The 18,313-nt window shown below is 34.9% G+C and carries 18 protein-coding genes and 1 other RNA gene; 9 read left to right on the forward strand and 10 right to left on the reverse strand.

The features are described from left to right. Window positions 1-193 precede the first annotated feature (193 nt). A complete protein-coding gene (locus RHO14_04515; GenBank protein WVD72068.1) occupies window positions 194-1,198 on the forward strand; it encodes a 2-hydroxyacid dehydrogenase in 1,005 nt (334 codons plus the stop codon). A gap of 84 nt (window positions 1,199-1,282) precedes the next feature. Here the strand turns inward: RHO14_04515 and RHO14_04520 are convergent, their stop codons facing one another. The 3 genes from RHO14_04520 to galE are packed head-to-tail and all read right to left on the reverse strand — an operon-like array spanning window position 1,283 to window position 3,289. Further along, window positions 1,283-1,876: a nucleoside triphosphate pyrophosphatase gene (locus RHO14_04520; protein WVD72069.1), complete on the reverse strand. Its 594-nt coding sequence runs from the start codon at window positions 1,874-1,876 to the stop codon at window positions 1,283-1,285. Then, on the reverse strand, window positions 1,873-2,280 hold the full coding sequence (locus RHO14_04525) for a GNAT family N-acetyltransferase (protein WVD72070.1): 408 nt from the start codon (window positions 2,278-2,280) through the stop codon (window positions 1,873-1,875). The genes RHO14_04520 and RHO14_04525 overlap by 4 nt, the downstream gene beginning before the upstream one ends. Further along, entirely contained in the window at window positions 2,273-3,289 is a 1,017-nt protein-coding gene (gene galE, locus RHO14_04530) for a UDP-glucose 4-epimerase GalE (protein ID WVD72071.1), read from the reverse strand. Before galE ends, RHO14_04525 begins: the two co-directional genes overlap by 8 nt. A gap of 199 nt (window positions 3,290-3,488) precedes the next feature. On the opposite strand from galE, the gene ffs reads away from it, so the two are divergent. Continuing rightward, window positions 3,489-3,584, forward strand: an RNA gene (gene ffs / locus RHO14_04535) — signal recognition particle sRNA small type. 215 nt (window positions 3,585-3,799) lie between these two features. Further along, window positions 3,800-4,696 carry a protease HtpX gene (gene htpX, locus RHO14_04540; GenBank protein ID WVD72072.1) on the forward strand — a complete coding sequence of 299 codons (897 nt, stop codon included), beginning with the start codon at window positions 3,800-3,802 and terminating at the stop codon, window positions 4,694-4,696. A 51-nt stretch (window positions 4,697-4,747) separates the two neighbouring features. On the opposite strand, the gene ydiK is transcribed toward htpX, so the two are convergent. Together ydiK and tolC are read right to left on the reverse strand one after the other, a co-directional pair. Next, window positions 4,748-5,797: an AI-2E family transporter YdiK gene (ydiK, locus tag RHO14_04545; GenBank protein WVD72073.1), complete on the reverse strand. Its 1,050-nt coding sequence runs from the start codon at window positions 5,795-5,797 to the stop codon at window positions 4,748-4,750. Between the two features lie 178 nt (window positions 5,798-5,975). Then, window positions 5,976-7,307, reverse strand: a complete 1,332-nt coding sequence (gene tolC, locus RHO14_04550; protein WVD72074.1) for an outer membrane channel protein TolC — start codon at window positions 7,305-7,307, stop codon at window positions 5,976-5,978. Window positions 7,308-7,457: 150 nt separating this feature from the next. On the opposite strand from tolC, the gene nudF reads away from it, so the two are divergent. Together nudF and cpdA are read left to right on the forward strand one after the other, a co-directional pair. Then, complete coding sequence (gene nudF / locus RHO14_04555) at window positions 7,458-8,090, forward strand: ADP-ribose diphosphatase (protein WVD72075.1); 633 nt, start codon at window positions 7,458-7,460, stop codon at window positions 8,088-8,090. Window positions 8,091-8,258: 168 nt separating this feature from the next. Further along, window positions 8,259-9,089, forward strand: a complete 831-nt coding sequence (gene cpdA / locus RHO14_04560; protein ID WVD72076.1) for a 3',5'-cyclic-AMP phosphodiesterase — start codon at window positions 8,259-8,261, stop codon at window positions 9,087-9,089. A 47-nt stretch (window positions 9,090-9,136) separates the two neighbouring features. Here cpdA and cls read toward each other — a convergent pair whose 3' ends face one another. The 5 genes from cls to fldA form a co-directional block, all read right to left on the reverse strand. Then, window positions 9,137-10,606: a cardiolipin synthase gene (gene cls / locus RHO14_04565; GenBank protein ID WVD72077.1), complete on the reverse strand. Its 1,470-nt coding sequence runs from the start codon at window positions 10,604-10,606 to the stop codon at window positions 9,137-9,139. After that, a complete protein-coding gene (gene yciA, locus RHO14_04570; protein WVD72078.1) occupies window positions 10,606-11,067 on the reverse strand; it encodes an acyl-CoA thioester hydrolase YciA in 462 nt (153 codons plus the stop codon). The genes cls and yciA overlap by 1 nt, the downstream gene beginning before the upstream one ends. A gap of 5 nt (window positions 11,068-11,072) precedes the next feature. Beyond that, window positions 11,073-11,624, reverse strand: a complete 552-nt coding sequence (locus RHO14_04575) for a septation protein A (GenBank protein ID WVD72079.1) — start codon at window positions 11,622-11,624, stop codon at window positions 11,073-11,075. A 92-nt stretch (window positions 11,625-11,716) separates the two neighbouring features. Beyond that, entirely contained in the window at window positions 11,717-12,169 is a 453-nt protein-coding gene (gene fur / locus RHO14_04580; GenBank protein ID WVD72080.1) for a ferric iron uptake transcriptional regulator, read from the reverse strand. A 161-nt stretch (window positions 12,170-12,330) separates the two neighbouring features. Further along, a complete protein-coding gene (fldA, locus tag RHO14_04585; protein WVD72081.1) occupies window positions 12,331-12,843 on the reverse strand; it encodes a flavodoxin FldA in 513 nt (170 codons plus the stop codon). A gap of 211 nt (window positions 12,844-13,054) precedes the next feature. Here fldA and sucC point away from each other — a divergent pair, with 211 nt between their 5' ends. The 4 genes from sucC to cydB all read left to right on the forward strand — a co-directional run bounded on the left by sucC (window position 13,055) and on the right by cydB (window position 17,953). After that, on the forward strand, window positions 13,055-14,227 hold the full coding sequence (gene sucC / locus RHO14_04590; protein ID WVD72082.1) for an ADP-forming succinate--CoA ligase subunit beta: 1,173 nt from the start codon (window positions 13,055-13,057) through the stop codon (window positions 14,225-14,227). Window positions 14,228-14,242: 15 nt separating this feature from the next. After that, entirely contained in the window at window positions 14,243-15,112 is an 870-nt protein-coding gene (sucD, locus tag RHO14_04595; GenBank protein ID WVD72083.1) for a succinate--CoA ligase subunit alpha, read from the forward strand. Window positions 15,113-15,219: 107 nt separating this feature from the next. After that, window positions 15,220-16,797, forward strand: a complete 1,578-nt coding sequence (locus RHO14_04600; protein ID WVD72084.1) for a cytochrome ubiquinol oxidase subunit I — start codon at window positions 15,220-15,222, stop codon at window positions 16,795-16,797. Between the two features lie 19 nt (window positions 16,798-16,816). Further along, the gene (cydB, locus tag RHO14_04605) at window positions 16,817-17,953 is read left to right on the forward strand and encodes a cytochrome d ubiquinol oxidase subunit II (protein WVD72085.1); all 1,137 of its coding nucleotides are present in this window, start codon (window positions 16,817-16,819) and stop codon (window positions 17,951-17,953) included. Window positions 17,954-18,313 lie beyond the last annotated feature (360 nt).

Here is an 18,313-nt window from a genome sequence, read left to right on the forward strand (position 1 = left end):
TAGCAATTAACGGAAGTTACAATTTTTAAATAATATCATAATATTTAATAAAATAGTGGAAAGTTATTTATCATATAGCTATTCATTTATTTGATTCCTGTACCTTTCAAATACTGTTAGTGATTTACCTTTAGATTAGATTATGTTATTAATTATTAAAAGTTAATTAGTTATGCTTATCAGGAGTTTCAATATGAAAAATGATATTAAAGTCGCTGTTTTTAGCAGTAAACATTATGACCGAGAACATTTAGAAATCGCTAACAAGAATTTTGGTTTTGAAATTGAATATTATGAACATAAGCTAAGTTGCAAAACAGCTATAACTGCCAAAGGATTTGATGCTGTTTGTATTTTCGTTAATGATGAAGCAGATACAAAGGCCCTAAAAGAGTTATCCTCACTGGGTATTAAGATTTTAGCGTTACGCTGTGCTGGCTTTGATAATGTTGATTTGGCAGAAGCTAAAAGACTGGGTATTAATGTTGTTAGAGTTCCCGCTTATTCTCCGCAGGCGGTTGCTGAGCACGCAGTTGCATTAATGATGACTCTTAATCGCCGTACTCATAAGGCTTATCAACGTACTCGTGATGCCAATTTTTCCCTTGATGGTTTAACTGGATTTAATATGCATAATCGCACGGCTGGTGTGGTTGGTACGGGTAAGATTGGTCAAGCTGTTATTCGTATACTTAATGGATTTGGTATGAAGATTTTAGCTCATGATCCCTTTCCATCTGATGTTGCAACCGAACTTGGTGCTACTTATGTAAGTTTAGATGAGCTGTATGCAAATTCGGACGTGATCACTCTACATTGCCCAATGACACCTGAGAATTATCATTTATTAAATGCTAAATCATTTAATAAAATGAAAGATGGCGTCATGATAATTAATACGAGTCGCGGTGGATTACTCGATTCTGCTGCCGCAATTGATGCGTTGAAACAATCGAAGATTGGCGCACTTGGTATGGACGTGTATGAGAATGAGCGCGATCTATTTTTTGAAGATAAATCAAATGATGTGATTCAAGATGATGTTTTTCGTCGTTTATCTGCTTGCCATAATGTTATTTTTACTGGTCATCAAGCTTTTTTAACTCAAGAAGCATTATTAAATATTTCTGACACGACGTTATCGAATATTGAGGCGGTCTTTCGAGGCAAGGATTGTGTAAATATCGTTAAGTCATAACGTTTTTATTTACCCAACTATTGATTTAATGTGTAGTTGGGTTTTTCATTATAATGATATCTTACAACAATATTTTAACGAAAATTAGGGCTGTAATAGCAGTGGATTATACCCCATCTCAATCATGATTTTATTCAATCTAATTAGTGGTAGGCCAACGAGTGAGTTAATATCATCGCCCTCTAATTTATCAAATAAGGTAATTCCAAGTTCATCACATTTAAAACTTCCAGCGCAGTGTAGCGGCATCTCTTTGTTAATATAGGCATTTATTTCAGCTTCATCGAGGTGACGAAAAGTTACTTTGAATGATTCATAACTTAACGACATATTTTGTGTTTTGGCATTAATCACGCAAAGACCAGTATAAAAGTAAAATGCTTTCCTTCGACTATTAAGTAATTGCTGCTTGGCATTATCGATAGTATGCGGTTTTCCTACAATTTCTCCATCTAACACACCGACTTGATCAGAACCAATGATAAGGGTATCAGTCCCTGCGTAATTTTTGGCTATTGATTGTGCTTTAACGTGTGATAAACGGAGTACTAAATCGGTTGCACTTTCGTTGGTTAGAGGCGTTTCATCACAAATTGGTGCAACGCATTCAAAAGGGATTGCAAATTTTTTAAGAATTTTTTTTCGTGACTCAGAGGTCGATGCAAGAATAATTTTCATTTTAAGGGCTCTAATATTGTCCAAGCAGAAAGGTGAGCTTGAAAGCCAATGTGTGGGTAGTAATCAACCGCTTGTGGGGCCGCTAGTAATACAATACGGCAATTTGGATCAGTATTTTTTTGTAGCTCTTTGATCAGTTGTTTGCCGATCCCTTGTTTTTGATAATCATCATCAACCGCTAAATCGGCTAAATAAGTGGTAAAAACAAAATCAGTCAAATAGCGAGCAATTGCCACTAATTTGTGCTTATCCCAAGCTGTAATAATATTGGCATTTTCTAGCATAGCTTGAAAACGTGGGCGATCAGTTATTGGCCGCCTCGCGCCTAAAGAACAATGAGAATATAAGTTTATCGCTTCATCTAAAGTCGGTTTTATATCTAGGCGGTAAGTGATGTTATTCATCTGGGTAACCATTTGGATTTGTAATCTGCCAATTCCAACTATCTTTTGCCATATCATCGAGTGAACATTCAGTTTGCCAATTCAACTCTCTCTGTGCTTTTGACGCATCGGCCCAAAAAGCAGCAATATCACCAGCGCGGCGATTAACAATTTGATAAGGTAATTTTTTATGACATGCTTTTTCATATGCAGCTAATACTTCGAGTACGCTATTACCAATACCTGCACCTAAGTTATAGATGTGTACACCAGATTGATTAATGTTATTTAGCGCTGCGACATGACCTTTTGCAAGGTCCTCAACATGGATATAATCTCTAACACCAGTGCCATCTTTAGTCGGATAATCATTACCATATACAGATAGTTTCTCACGTTTTCCAATCGCAACTTGAGCAATATAGGGCATTAAATTATTAGGAATACCTTGAGGATCTTCGCCCATTAGCCCTGAAGGATGAGCGCCAACGGGATTAAAATAACGTAATAAACTGATACTCCATGTTGGCTGCGATGTGTGCAAGTCAACATAGATTTGTTCAACCATATATTTACTCCAACCATACGGATTTGTGACATTACCTGTTTGCATGGTTTCAATATAAGGAGTTGCATTTTTTTCACCATATACTGTTGCAGATGAACTGAAAATAATATTATTAACCTGATTATCACGCATAACTTGTGCGAGGCAAATTGAACCATAGACATTATTTTCATAATATTCGAGGGGTTTAGTAACTGATTCTCCAACTGCTTTTAAACCTGCAAAGTGAATCACTGATGAGATTGAATGTTTTTTAAAAATAGTATCTAAAAAAGGTTTATCTTGAATATCACCATAATAAAATAGTGGTAATTGGCCTGTAATTTTTTCAATGCGTTTTAATACGCTCTTTTTACTATTATATAAATTATCGATTATAATGGGGGTATAACCTGCTTCGATTAACTTCACACAAGTATGGCTACCGATATAACCAAGACCACCTGTAACGAGAATATTCATTTTAAAATTCACCTAACATAACTGAAATTGTATATAGTATATCTTTAGTCTTAGTGGAAATATAGGTTAAAAATTGTCAAATTTAGTATTGAAAATATGCGGTGATAGACTAACGCTAAGTGAATTTTACTTTATTTAAACTATTAGGTTGTTTTTTGCATTAGTTTAAAGGATAATACTCGCTCTTCAATGGAGGCTCTATGGGTCCTCTTGCAACGTTTGCTTGCTCACTAGGTCAGGTCCGGAAGGAAGCAGCCTAAGTAAGTTATATGTGTGTGGGATGTGGCTGATAGAGTCTCCTCCAAATTTTTTTCCATCTTATCTAGATTCTATTTTTTATAGCAATAAAATTATAATGCTAAATCATTTAATACCATATTATCTTGTCTAATTATCAATTATTTTTCACGGTCTTAATTTTAGATATTTTGAAGATAAATAACTTTAAATATCGCAATTTATCTATATATTATTAATTTGATTCATTAGTCATTAATAGGAAATAATCACATGATGCGAATAGGTCTTTTTATATTAACTAACTTAGCGGTTATGTTTATCTTTGGTATTGTTCTGAGTATTTTAGGTGTTGATGCAAGTAGCACCAGTGGATTACTCATTATGGCCGCTATTTTTGGTTTTGGCGGTGCAATAATTTCGTTACTGCTTTCTAAGACGATGGCATTACGTGCAGTTGGTGGGCAAGTTATTAAACAACCACAAAATGCACAAGAACAATGGGTGATTGATATTGTTCGTCGTCAATCTGAACTTGTTAACCTACAAATGCCAGATGTTGCCATCTATAAGGCTCCCGATATGAATGCCTTTGCAACGGGTGCACGGCGCAATCATTCGTTAGTTGCAGTTAGTACAGCCTTGCTTGAAACGATGAACCGTGACGAAGCTGAAGCAGTTATTGCTCATGAAATTAGCCATATAGCAAACGGTGATATGGTAACGATGACGCTATTACAGGGGGTGTTAAATACCTTTGTTATTTTTATTTCTCGAATTCTCGCCACTTTTGTTGCGCAGGCAATGTCAGAACGTAATCGTGGTATGTCAACAATGGTCTATTATATTATTGTCATGGTATTTGAGTTTGTATTTGGTATTTTAGCAAGTCTAATCGCTATGTGGTTTTCTCGTCGTAGAGAGTTTTATGCCGATGCGGGAGCTGCTAAAATTGTTGGCGCACATAAAATGATTGCGGCATTGGAGCGCTTAAAAGTAAGCTATGAACCCAAAGAAGATGCTTCGATAATGGCATTTTGTATTAATGGCGCTAAAAAAGTAAAAGTATCGGAATTATTTATGTCCCATCCACCATTAGATAAACGAATAGAAGCATTACGACATGGTACGTATTTGTCTAAAACGGAAAATGGGCAGCTAGTTAAATAGTAACTTAGCGGCAATTAATCATAAAAAAATAGCACCTAATGGTGCTATTTTTTAATCTTGTTCACCAACCCAAGCGTTAATGAAATTATAAGATAGTGCTAAAATTACTGGGCCAATAAATAATCCCATCGCGCCAAAGCCGAGTAGTCCGCCGATAACTCCGAAAAGAATCAATAAGAAAGGAAGATCAACCCCTTTTTTAATTAGCAAAGTTCGCATTAAGCTATCTAGCGTAGTTAGGACTAATGTAACAACGGTCAAAATAATTCCTGAAATAATATTACCATCCCAGAATTGCCAAATAGTACAACAAGCCATCACAAGTACGGGGCCAATTTGAGCTACACAGCAAATAAAGAGTAATAATGTGATTAAACCAGGGAAAGGGATATTTGTAACAACTAAACTTAAGCCACCAATAATCGTTAATGTTACTGCCGTAAGAACGACGCCCAATGCAACAGCTCTGATTGATTTACCGGCTAAGGTAACCGTATTTTCACCATGTTGCTTAGATAATTTATGGGCTAGATGGTAAACATGCTTTTTAACCTCTTCACCTTTAAGGAAGAGTAAAGCACTAAAGACAATCATTACTCCGCAATGGAAAACAAAGACGCTGATATTGGTCAATTGGTCAATTGTCCATGACGCAACTGTTCCAAGATAAGGCTGAATTTCTTTTACTAGCTCGCTACCGCCATTGTCAATGAGATCTTCCCATTTCAAAAAGAGTTCGTTACCGATTAAGGGAATATTTTCTAACCAAGGTAAAGAGGGCAGTTTTTGCTGCGAAACGTTTTTAGCAAGATCAATAATAAAGCCACTATTTTTAGCGATACTCATGATAACGAGCATAAATGGAATGATAAAAAATAATGATAAGATAATTGTCATAACGAGTACGGCAAGTATTCGATTATCAAATAATTTATGTTGAAGTTTTATCATCATTGGCCAAGTTGTGATAACAACCATCACCGCCCAAAAAAAACCGAATAAAAACGGCTGGACCACACGATAGGTGATGATAATAAAGAGACCAATAATAAGTAAATTGAGAATTAATTTTACGAGATCATTACTTTTTTCTATAGGCATAGATGAGTCATTTTATAAATAAAAAACTGTTATATAATAGTCGATAAAGTTATTTGTCGCTATTAATTTATTAATAGCTGGTAGAAATAAGGAAAAGAGGCTAAACCGTATGAGGTATTAATAAAAACTTGCTTATAGTATTAAGCAAGTTTTTATTAGTAGGCAGAGGATAACAATACTACTCGTTGGTCGCTAAGGTACTTGCTTCGTTACCTAACATATTATTAAGCTGTATTAGGTCATCACCATTTAATGTACCAATCGCATTTTTTAATGTTAATAGGCTAATTAAATAGTCATATTTTGCATCAGATAGCTGCTTTTTGGCATTGTAAAGCTGGGTTGTTGCATTAAGTACGTCAACAATGGTTCTTGTTCCCACTTCATAACCAGATTCTGTTGCATCTAATGAACTTTGTGCTGATACTACCGATTGTTCATAAGCTTTGATTGAACTAATTGCCGCAGAAATATCATTATATGATGAACGGACTGAATTAATCACTTTACGGTTTGTTGTCTCTAATTGTTCACTGAAGCTAACATAATTATATTGCGCTTGTTCAACTTTAGACATCGTTGCGCCACCTGAAAAAATAGGCATTTCAAAGCTAATTCCGATTGTATTAGCACCGGTAATTTTATTACTATTAGTCGAGTTTTGACCATAACTTTGGTTTTTATTTAGCCCTGTTGATGCATTTAACGTTAAAGTTGGTAAATGTCCTGACTCAGCTAACCTAATTTGTTCTTTAGCAACATCACGACTGAGGCGAGCGGTTAGTAAATCGAGATTTGAGTTTTCTGATTTTTGTAGTAATTGATTAACTGCAATTGGTTTTTCTGTTTTAAATATTTTAGTGTCAATACTTGCTAAACTACTATAAAAACGACCACTTACTTGGCGTAAATCTTCAAGGGCATTATTTAAGTTATTCACAGCACTAACTTCTTGAGCAATCGTTAAATCATAGTTTGCTTGTGCATTTTGTACATCAGTTATGGCAACTAAACCTACTTTATGTTGTTGTCTTACTTGTTCAAGTTGGCGATAGATCGATTTTTTTTGAGCCTGAGTGTAACTTAATGTATCAAGTGCTTTTAATACATTAAAATAGTAAGTTGAGGCCGTTAAGATTAACGATTGTTCTTGCGCCTGATAAGCAATATCATAAATACTTGCTTGTTGCTTACTGATATCTAAGTTTTTCCAATACGAGTAGTTAAATAAGCTTTGAGTTAGAGATAAGCCTAAGTTACCCGTTTTACCATTAACATCATCATTTTCACGGTAGCCATGACTTAAATTATATGAGGCAGATAAGCCTAACTGTGGTAATAAACTTGCGCGTTCGCCACTTACTGCAGCATAAGCTTTTTGTTTATTTGCAAGTGAACTTTTGAGTTCAGGATTGGTCTGTCTTGTTTGCTCATAAACTTGTATTAAGTTTTCAGCAAACGCTGAAGGTGCTATTATTAAACTGATAAGCAAAGGCAATACTTTTTTCATGAGAGTTTCCTAAAAATTCGAAATAAATGTAATATATTATTTTTACTAATAATGATTGCCTGATTCTAACAGATAATTAACATATACATAAGAGCCGATTTTTTAGCTTCGCACTTTTTATTAAAAATTTTCTTAACATAGTGAGTTTATATGAAAAATATTAGCAAAAGTCCCATTTTTTTTACTAAAAATGACGTATTTAATTTTACTAAGCGCGTTTTATATAAGGGATTTTTCTCATTATTAGAATACCGTTTTCAATATCGCAAATTCGATGGTTCAATTAGTGAGGTTGTTACTCGCGAAATATTAGAAAGAGGGCATGCAGTCGTGCTACTTGCTTATGATGCTAAACGTGATGATGTCGTGCTAATAGAACAAATTCGAATTGCGGCTATTGAAACACAAGATACGCCTTGGTTACTAGAGCTAATTGCTGGCATGATAGATCATCACGGTGAGTCGGTTGAAGATGTAGCAAGAAGAGAAGCAAAAGAAGAGGCGGGAATTGAGGTTATACGCTGCAAGCCCATAATAAGTTATTTAGCAAGCCCCGGAGGCTTGACTGAAAAATTACATATTTTAGTTGGCGAAGTTGATTCATCAACCGCGACGGGTATACATGGTTTGGACGAGGAAAATGAAGATATTAAAGTTCATGTGGTTAGCCGTGAGCAAGCTTATTCATGGGTTGAAGATGGTTTAATTAATAACGCAGCTTCGGTGATAGCTTTGCAGTGGTTACAACTTAACTATAAAAAGTTACAAATTGAATGGCAATAGTAATTAAAATCATATTGTTAAATTACTTAAATCGCTAATAAAAATGTGATTTTATTCACATTTATGACTAATAATATTAATTAGTTATAAAAATGTGCACTACTCGACATAAATTCTATTAGAACTATCATAAACTTAAGTGAAATTATTGGCAATTTTTGAGGTCGGATGTTGAAAACATATTTATCCCTACCAACAAAAAATAATAATAAAGCAAAAATATTACATATTACAGATACTCATCTTTTTGCAGATGATAGTAATTCACTTTTAGGTATTCGAACCAATGCTAGCTTCAATGCTGTTATTGATGAAATTAAGCAGTATCCCTGCGATTTTGATTTGATTGTGGCAACGGGCGATCTTGTGCAAGATGGGAGTAAAAACGGTTATCATCGCTTTGCTAATTCAATTAATCAATTTTTAACTCCTTGTGTTTGGCTGCTCGGTAATCATGATGTTTATGCCAATATGAAAACTGTTTTTGAGCAACAAAAATTGCCCGAGAAAAAAGTTGTTTTACTAGGTGATAAATGGTTAATTATTTTATTAAATAGCCAAGTTGAAGGTAAAGCATTTGGTACGTTATCACAAACGGAACTCTCATTTTTAAGCCTAACGCTTGAAGAGTACCCAGATAGGTTTGCTATGATTTTTTTACATCATCATCCCGTTATGTCTAATTGCCGCTGGTTAGATCAGCATTGTTTAAAAAATAGTGAAGAGTTTGGCTCGTTAGTTAAGCAACATGAAAGTATTAAATCGATTGCTTGGGGTCATATACACCAAAGTTTTGAAAAAATTTGGCATCATTGTCGCGTTTTTTCAACGCCATCAACCTGTATTCAATTTAAACCATTATCTGATAATTTTAGTTTATCGTACGATGCGCCAGGTTGGCGTATTATTGAATTAAATACTGATGGTGAAATGGATACCAAAGTGTATAGCTTAAATGAAAACATATTTATGCCTGATACATCACAAAATGGTTATTAGACGTAAGCCAGTGCTTTAATAAAGCTGTTTTTAATAGCGCCGCTAAATTATAATAAAGGTGCAAAAAAGTAAAATAAGCGTTCAATAATATGTTGCCAAAATGGTCTTTTTTGCCAAACAGAGAAATCAATTAAATCTGAGTTTTTAAGGTAACTTTGCAATAAGTCATTAAGCGCATTAGCAAACTCAGTATCATCAATAACCGCCGTAAGTTCAAAATTTAGCCATAAGCTGCGCATATCAAGATTGACTGTACCAACTAAGCTTAATTGCTTATCAATTAGGACACTTTTAGTATGCAGCAAATTATTTTTAAATTGATATAGCTCGACACCACTTTCTAATAAATCACTGAAAAAAGCGCGACTTGCCCATTTTACCATCATCGAATCATTCTTTTCGGGAATAATTATTTTTACTTTAACGCCTCGCTGCGCAGCGGTGCAAATAGCATGCAGTAAGTCATCGCTGGGAACTAAATAAGGTGTGGTAAATATAATTTCATCTTGCGCAGAATAGATTGCCGTAAGCAGTGCTTGATGGATCATGTTTTCTGTATAGCCAGGGCCAGATGGAATAATTTGCATAATATGTTGTTGTTCAACGGGTGGCTCTGCAAAATCAGTAACCTTTGGTAAAGATAAGTTTTTCCCGGTTTCGAGCTCCCAGTCGCTCGCATAAATAGCACCCATCAAAGTCGTAATTGGGCCATTCATACGGATCATAATATCAACCCATTCACCGACATTTTTATTTTGTTTGAAAAAGCGCGGATCGACAATGTTCATACTTCCTGTATAGGCTATATGATTATCAATTATTGCGACTTTTCGATGCTGTCTTAAATCTAGGCGGCGAAACATAAAGCGCAATAAGTTTACTTGTAGGCATTCGATAATTTGAATTCCGGCTTCTTTCATTTTATGATTTTCATCAGTTTTTAAAAATTGTCTGCTACCCGCTGAATCCAGCATTAAGCGACAAGTTACCCCACGTTTTGCAGCTCTAATTAGCGCATCTTCTACTTCATTGGCGCGGCCACCTTTAAACCAAATATAAAAAACCATTTCGATATTTGAGTTAGCTTGATTAATGTCATTAATAAGGTGGTCAAAAATTTGGTCAGGGGTATGGATTAAATCAATATGATTACCACTAATACCATCTAATCCTGTTTGGTGTTTACATAATTGAAATAACGGCTTTGCAACATTGCTAAATTGTTGTGTAAAAATAGAGGGGAAATCGTGTAATTGCTGGATAAATGTTTGAATAATAGGGCGCATTTCCTGCGCTCTTTTTACTCTACGTTGCCCTAGATGAGTTTCACCTAATAGAAAATAGAGAATAATCCCTATTACCGGCAATATATAAATAATTAACATCCAAGCAACGACAAATGTTGTTGGTCTTCTTTTGGTCACAATTCTTAATGTGGTTGCGACAACTAAAATCCAATAACCAAAAAGGATAAAAGAATTTAGCCATGTATAAAAGGATGTTAATGATATATCCATTACGTATTACTTAACCCTAGTTTGCTGATGTCATCAGTTTCAGCGTTATAGTTTTGGAATTGTTCAGGTAAAGGCCGTGGTTTATTATGTTTATCGACAGAAACATAAGTATATACAGCATCCGTAATACAGTAACGTTGTCCCATAGGACTATTTTGATCTGAAATTTTTTTAACCCAAATTTCGATAGCTACCGTAATTGATGAGGTACCTGTTTTTAGACAGCGCGCATAGCAGCAAATAACATCACCAACCATAGCGGGTTGATGAAATGTAATACTACTGGCATTGACTGTCACAATTCGTCCTCTCGCGATTTCTTTTGCAAGAATGCCACCACCAAGATCCATTTGAGACATTATCCAGCCACCAAAGATGTGCCCATGAGGGTTTGTATCACATGGCATAGCAAGAGTTCGTAATACAAGTTGGCCTTCGGGTGATAGTGACTCTTTTTTCATATTCTTTATTCCTTTGATTGCTTATTCGCAGTTTTATCCATTTGTTTATAAATATATATACCTGATATTAAGGTTAATAGTAAAGAGGCACCGGGTAAAATAAATGCCTTAAAAATACCAAAAAATTCAGTCGACATATTATAAGTCACGTATAAACTAATTAATCCGCAAAAAATAAAGAAAAATGCCCATAAAAAGTTAAGCTTATTCCATACATTAGCACTTAATTGTAATTCTTTACCTAATAATTTTTGAATTAGATTCTTTTTAAAGATAATTTGGCTTACTAATAGAACAACAGCAAAAAGAAAATTAATTAAGGTAACTTTCCATTTAATAAAATCTTCATTGTGCAGATAGAGTGTTAAACCACCAAAAACCATTATCATTAGATAAGAAAATAGTTCCATTTTTTCAATTTTTTTATTAATGAGCCAAATAACTAAAAAAACGAGTGTTGCGCTGATCATTAATGCTTTCACACCAGCAAAAATGTCGTACATAGTTAAGAAAACAAAAAAGAATATTAGTGGAATAAAATTAAGTAATTGTTTCATATTGATGGTAAGCCTATAAAAGGGTGACGCTATCTTTAATCACAAAAGCCAGATAATAATCCGGCTAGTATAAACTCAAGAGAGTAATCGGATTATTTTTTATGGTGAAGAGAGGGATCTTGTTTACAATTTCCACCAGCACAATGACCATACAAATATAAACTGTGATAAGTTAATTTAACGCCATATTGCTCTGCAATTTCTTTCTGTCTTTTATTAATTATTTCATCCGTAAATTCAAACACATCGCCACAATCTAAACAAATTAAATGATCATGATGATCTTGCGTCGCAAGCTCAAAAACAGCTTTACCACCTTCAAAATTATGCCTTGTAACGATACCTGCATCGTCAAATTGATTGAGGACTCGATAAACAGTTGCAAGTCCAATCTCTTCACCCAAATCTAATAATTTTTTATACAGATCTTCTGCTGTAACATGTTGATAATTAGGATCTTGTAATAATTGTAGAATTTTCAAACGAGGAAGTGTGATTTTTAATCCTGCATTTTTTAACGCAGCATTATTTTCTTGAACGGTCATATAGAACCCCAAATAATATACTATTTTGCTTTAAGCTATTATAGAAAATATTTACATAAAATAAAGCAATCATTTTGAAAGGATATTTCAATCTACCAGTATCAATGATCAAGTTATTAATAATTGTAGGTGAAAATTATCCTTTCAACGGTAAAGATAAGCTAGATTGCCATCTCTTTTGTAACTTGCTCAACCCATTGACTAATACGCGCTTCAGTCATATCCGCTTGGCGATCTTCATCGATTGCAAGACCAATAAAATGTTTATCATCAACGAGGCTTTTTGAAGATTCGAAATAGTATCCTTCAGTTGACCAGTGACCAACAATTTTAGCGCCTTTAGGTTCAATAATATCTTTTATCGTTCCCATAGCATCACAGAAATATTCAGCATAATCTTCTTGATCACCGCAACCAAAGATCGCTACAGTTTTGTTTGAAAAATCAACTTGTTCTAAATTTGGGAAAAAATCATCCCAGTCACATTGTGATTCACCATAATACCAAGTGGGGATCCCAAAAAATAGAAACTCATATTTCTCAATCTGTTCTTTAGTGCTTTTTGCTATATCATATAGATCTGCTTTATCACTTCCTAACAATTGCTGAATCTGTTCAGCAACTTTTTCAGTATTACCTGTGTCACTGCCGAAAAAAATACCAACTTTGGTCATATTATTACCTTATCGTCATTATTTATTACATATTGTTGTCAATTATAACATCATGCAATAAAAAAACAGCAATAATGCAGCATTTGTTATAGATTTTTTTTATTAAGCCATTAGAAAACTACACAATTACCAAATATTGGATTAAACTGACAGAAATTTAACTCATATTGATTAGTATAAGTTTATTATCAATTTATTTTGGAATATATCTATGAATCTGCATGAATACCAAGCAAAATTTTTATTTAAAAAGTATGGACTACCAGTGCCAATGGGGTATGTCTGTCAATCAGTCGATGAAGTTTCGGAAACATTAGCCGAACTTACCGCACAAAATTCGCAAGGTAAATGGGTTGCAAAATGCCAAGTTCATGCTGGTGGGCGAGGGAAAGCCGGTGGCGTTATTTGTACTGATAACTTTCAAGAGATTAAACAATTTAGTGAGCATTGGTTAGGTCGCCGTTTGGTAACTTATCAAACTGATGAGCATGGCCAACCAGTAAATAAAATTTTAATTGAACAAGCGTCTAATATTAATAATGAAATATATTTAGGTATTATTGTTGATAGAAGCCAAAAACGCATTGTTATTATGGTATCAACCGAAGGTGGGATGGAAATTGAATCGGTTGCAACAAATACCCCTGAACTTATTTTTAAAGTTGAAATTGATCCATTAATTGGCGCAAGTGCCTATCAGGGACGAGAACTCGCATTTAAACTTGGTTTAAGCGGTAAGTTAATTAATCAATTTACTAAAATTTTTATGAATCTAACAAAGCTTTTTATTGAAAATGATGTCTCTTTAGCTGAGATAAATCCATTAGTGATAACAAAAGATGAAGAATTAATTTGTGTTGATGCAAAAGTAGTACTAGATGATAACGCGCTTTACCGCCATCCCGAACTGAGTATTTTACGCGATATTACTCAAGAAGATGAAAGAGAATCGATTGCAACTAAACAAGGCATTAGTTATGTGTCTTTAAATGGTAATATTGGTTGTATGGTAAATGGTGCAGGCCTTGCTATGGCAACGATGGATATTATTAAACAATATGGCGGAGAGCCAGCAAACTTTCTTGATGTTGGCGGCGGGGCAACGAAAGAACGAGTGGCAGAGGCATTTAAATTAATCTTATCTGATAATCATGTAAAAGCCATTTTAGTTAATATTTTTGGCGGCATTGTGCGCTGCGATCTTATTGCTGATGGGATTATCGGCGCGATAAAGCAAATTGAGCTAACTATCCCGGTTGTTGTTCGACTTGAAGGTAATAATGCAGAACTTGCAAGAAAGATTCTTGCTGATAGCCAGCTTAATATTATCAGCGCAGAAAGTTTAGTTGATGCTGCGCAAAAAATATCTGCCGTTGCTAAATAAGGAAAGAAAATAAATATGTCGATTTTAATTAATAAAGATACCAAAGTTATTTGCCAAGGGTTTACCGGAAGTCAGGGCACTTTTCATTCGCAGCAAGCACTTGCTTATGGCACTAAACTCGTTGGTGGGGTAACGCCGGGTAAAGGCGGTAGTGAGCACTTAGGCTTACCCGTTTTTAATACTGTTAAAGAGGCTGTTGACGCGACGGGGGCAACAGCTAGCGTAATTTATGTTCCTGCTGCTTTTGGTAAGGATTCGATATTAGAGGCAATTGATGCCGGTATTAAATTGATTGTTTGTATTACTGAAGGGATCCCAACTCTTGATATGCTATTTATTAAAGAAAAATTAAAGCAAAGCGATGCGATTATGATTGGGCCTAATTGCCCAGGGATTATTGTTCCAGACCAGTGTAAGATTGGCATAATGCCAGGCCATATTCACCTTGCAGGTAAAGTTGGCATTATTTCGCGATCAGGAACACTCACTTATGAAGCAGTAAAACAAACGACAGATATTGGCGTTGGGCAGTCAGTTTGTATTGGTATTGGCGGTGATCCTATTCCTGGGAGTGATTTTATTTCTATGCTTGCTTTGTTAGAAAAAGATCCTGATACTGAAGTTATTGTTATGATTGGTGAAATCGGCGGCACAGCTGAAGAACTTGCGGCTCAATATATTAAACACCATGTTTCTAAGCCAGTAATTAGCTATATTGCAGGTGTAACCGCTCCGACAGGTAAACGAATGGGGCATGCTGGGGCAATTATTTCAGGGGGAAAAGGGACTGCTGCAGAAAAAACTAAAGCGCTAGAAGAGGCTGGAGTCATTGTCGTTTCAAGTTTAATTGATATCGGTAGTGCAGTAAGGAAACAATTTAATTAGATTTTTTTGATAATAGTCAATTTTTATTGCGAAATTTTCGTGTACAATAGCGAAAATTTTAATCATATAATTATTGTGGGCTTTAGGTGTAATTTTAGGGAGCTAATATGTTAGACATCGTTGAAATATCAAGACTCCAATTTGCGCTAACTGCAATGTATCACTTCATTTTTGTTCCTTTAACATTAGGAATGGCATTTTTACTTGCTATTATGGAGACGGTATATGTTGTAAGTGGTAAGCAAATTTGGAAAGACATGACCAAATTCTGGGGGAAGTTATTTGGAATTAACTTCGCTCTAGGCGTAGCTACTGGTTTAACAATGGAATTCCAGTTTGGGACGAACTGGTCTTATTATGCGCATTATGTTGGTGATGTTTTTGGTGCACCACTTGCAATTGAAGGCCTAATGGCATTCTTTTTAGAGTCAACTATGGTTGGACTTTTCTTCTTCGGTTGGGACCGAATGAGCAAAGGCAAACATTTAATGGTGACTTGGCTTGTAGCTGTTGGTTCAAACTTATCTGCGCTATGGATTTTAGTCGCTAATGGTTGGATGCAATTCCCAATTGGTTCTGAATTCAATCCATTAAACTCACGTATGGAAATGAGTAATTTCTTTGAACTTATCTCAAGCCCTGTTGCGCAATTTAAATTTGCTCATACCGTTTCTGCAGGTTATGTGACTGGCGCTATTTTTGTTTTAAGTATTAGTTCATACTACTTATTAAGAAAACGTGATATTGCTTTTGCTAAACGCTCGTTTGCTGTTGCAGCAGTGTTTGGTTTTGTCATGTCTCTTAACTTAATTATGATGGGTGATGAAGCGGGTCATGAAATGACAACTATTCAACCAGCTAAGCTTGCAGCTATTGAAGCTGAATGGGAAACACATCCAGCACCAGCTGCATTTAATCTTATTGCTTTCCCATCTCAATCAAAAGAAGAAAACTTATTTGCCATTGAGATCCCTTATGTAATGGGGATTATGACAACACGTTCTTTGGATACAAAAGTGACTGGCTTGAAAGAGATTATGGCTGATAATGAAGTCAAAATCCGTAATGGTATTTTAGCCTATGAAAATCTAGAAAAAATTAATCAAGGTAATAACGATCCACGTATTCATCAAATTTTCGAACAAAATAAAGATGACCTTGGTTATGGCTATTTAGTAAAACGCTTTACTGATAGAGATAATATTTCTATTTCACAAGCGACAGAGGCGAATATCCAAGCAGCAGTTAAAGATTCAATCCCTGCAGTTTGGCCATTATTTTGGGCATTTAGAATAATGGTTGGTCTTGGATTTTTAATGTTATTAGGTATTGCTATTGCAGTATGGATAACATTTAAAAATAAAATTGGCGAAAAACGTTGGTTACATCGTTTCTTCTTACTTATTCTTCCATTTCCTTGGATTGCAAGTGAGTGTGGCTGGTTTGTAGCTGAATATGGTCGTCAACCATGGGCTATTGAAGGGATTTTACCGACGGGAGTTGCAAACTCCTCATTAACTGCCGGTGAAGTTCTGTTTACATTGATATTAATCTGTGGGTTATATACGTTATTCTTGGTAGCTGAGATGTTCCTTATGTTTAAATTTGCTCGTTTAGGGCCAAGTTCATTAGGGACAGGTAAATATCATTATGAAAAAATGCAACCAGAAGTGACAACAGAATAAGGCATGAGGAGTATTTATAATGTTTGATTATGAAGTGTTACGCGTCATTTGGTGGGTGATCATCGGCGTCGTACTAATTGGATTTGTTGTTACTGATGGTTTTGATATGGGGGTAGGTATTTTACTTCCTATCATAGGCAAGACTAATAATGAACGTAGAATTATGATTAACTCGATTGCCCCTCATTGGGACGGCAATCAAGTTTGGTTAATTACTGCTGGTGCTGGATTATTTGCTGCATGGCCAATGGTTTATGCTGCATCGTTCTCTGGCTTTTATATTGCAATGATTTTAGTTCTATGCGCATTATTCTTTAGACCTCTTGGTTTTGATTATCGAGGCAAGTTAGAAACTTCAAAATGGCGTAATCTATGGGATACGGGTATTTTTATCGGTAGTTTTGTGCCTGCTTTGGTTTTTGGTGTCGCATTTGGTAACTTATTACAAGGTGTACCTTTTGATATTAATACATTCCAACGTTCTTTCTATCATGGTAGTTTCTTTGGTTTATTAAATCCATTTGCACTATTAGCAGGTATTGTCAGTTTGACAATGATTGTTACTCAAGGTGGCGCTTGGTTACAGCTTAAAACATCGGGCGAGCTTTACTTACGAGCACGTAAAGCGACTCAAATTTCAACATTAATTATGATGGTTGCTTTTATTTTAGCCGGTATATGGGTAACTTTTGGCATGCACGGCTATGAAATTACGAGTGTTATTAATCATAATGCAGATTCTAACCCGTTATTAAAAACAGTATCAACTGATACAACATGGTTAACTAACTTTAATAACTTGCCTATATTATGGCTTGTGCCAGTTCTTGGTGTTGTATTGCCGCTTCTAAGTGTACTGTTCTCTGCTTTAAATAAAAATGCACTTGTGTTTATCACTTCATCACTAACTATCGCTTGTGTATTGTTTACTTTTGGTATTGCAACATTCCCATTCATTATGCCATCAAGTTTAGCTCCGAATGTTAGCTTAACGATTTGGGATGCAACCTCAAGCCACTTAACATTAACCATTATGTTCTGGGTTGTTGTGATATTCTTACCAATTGTTTTACTATATACAATATGGTCTTATATGAAGATGTTTGGGCGATTAAATAAAAATTACATTGAAAAAAATGATCATGTACTTTACTAGTTAAAACCCGAATAGAATAAGGAGAAACAGATATGTATTATGTTCTTTGGGCGACCGTTTTAGCCATAGCTTGTTTACTTGCTGTTGTGACTGGTGTGTGGATCGATCGCAAAATTGATGAAAAAAATCAAGACTAATTGATTATATCTTACCCTAAAAGATTATTATTGATCTTTTAGGGTATTTTTTTACATTATAATTAGCTGTTACAACAAAAAAATAACGATTAATCCTCGCTATTCAAGCCTTCAAGTTTATTAAATTTTCTAAAAAAATTAACAGAATCAATATTATGGGCTGCTTTTAATGATGACCTTGATATATCGATAACTAACTCATAACATGTATTAATTCTTCAAA

The sequence above is a fragment of the Orbaceae bacterium lpD04 genome, from assembly GCA_036251935.1.
In the GTDB taxonomy this organism is placed as follows: Bacteria; Pseudomonadota; Gammaproteobacteria; order Enterobacterales; family Orbaceae; genus Orbus; species Orbus wheelerorum.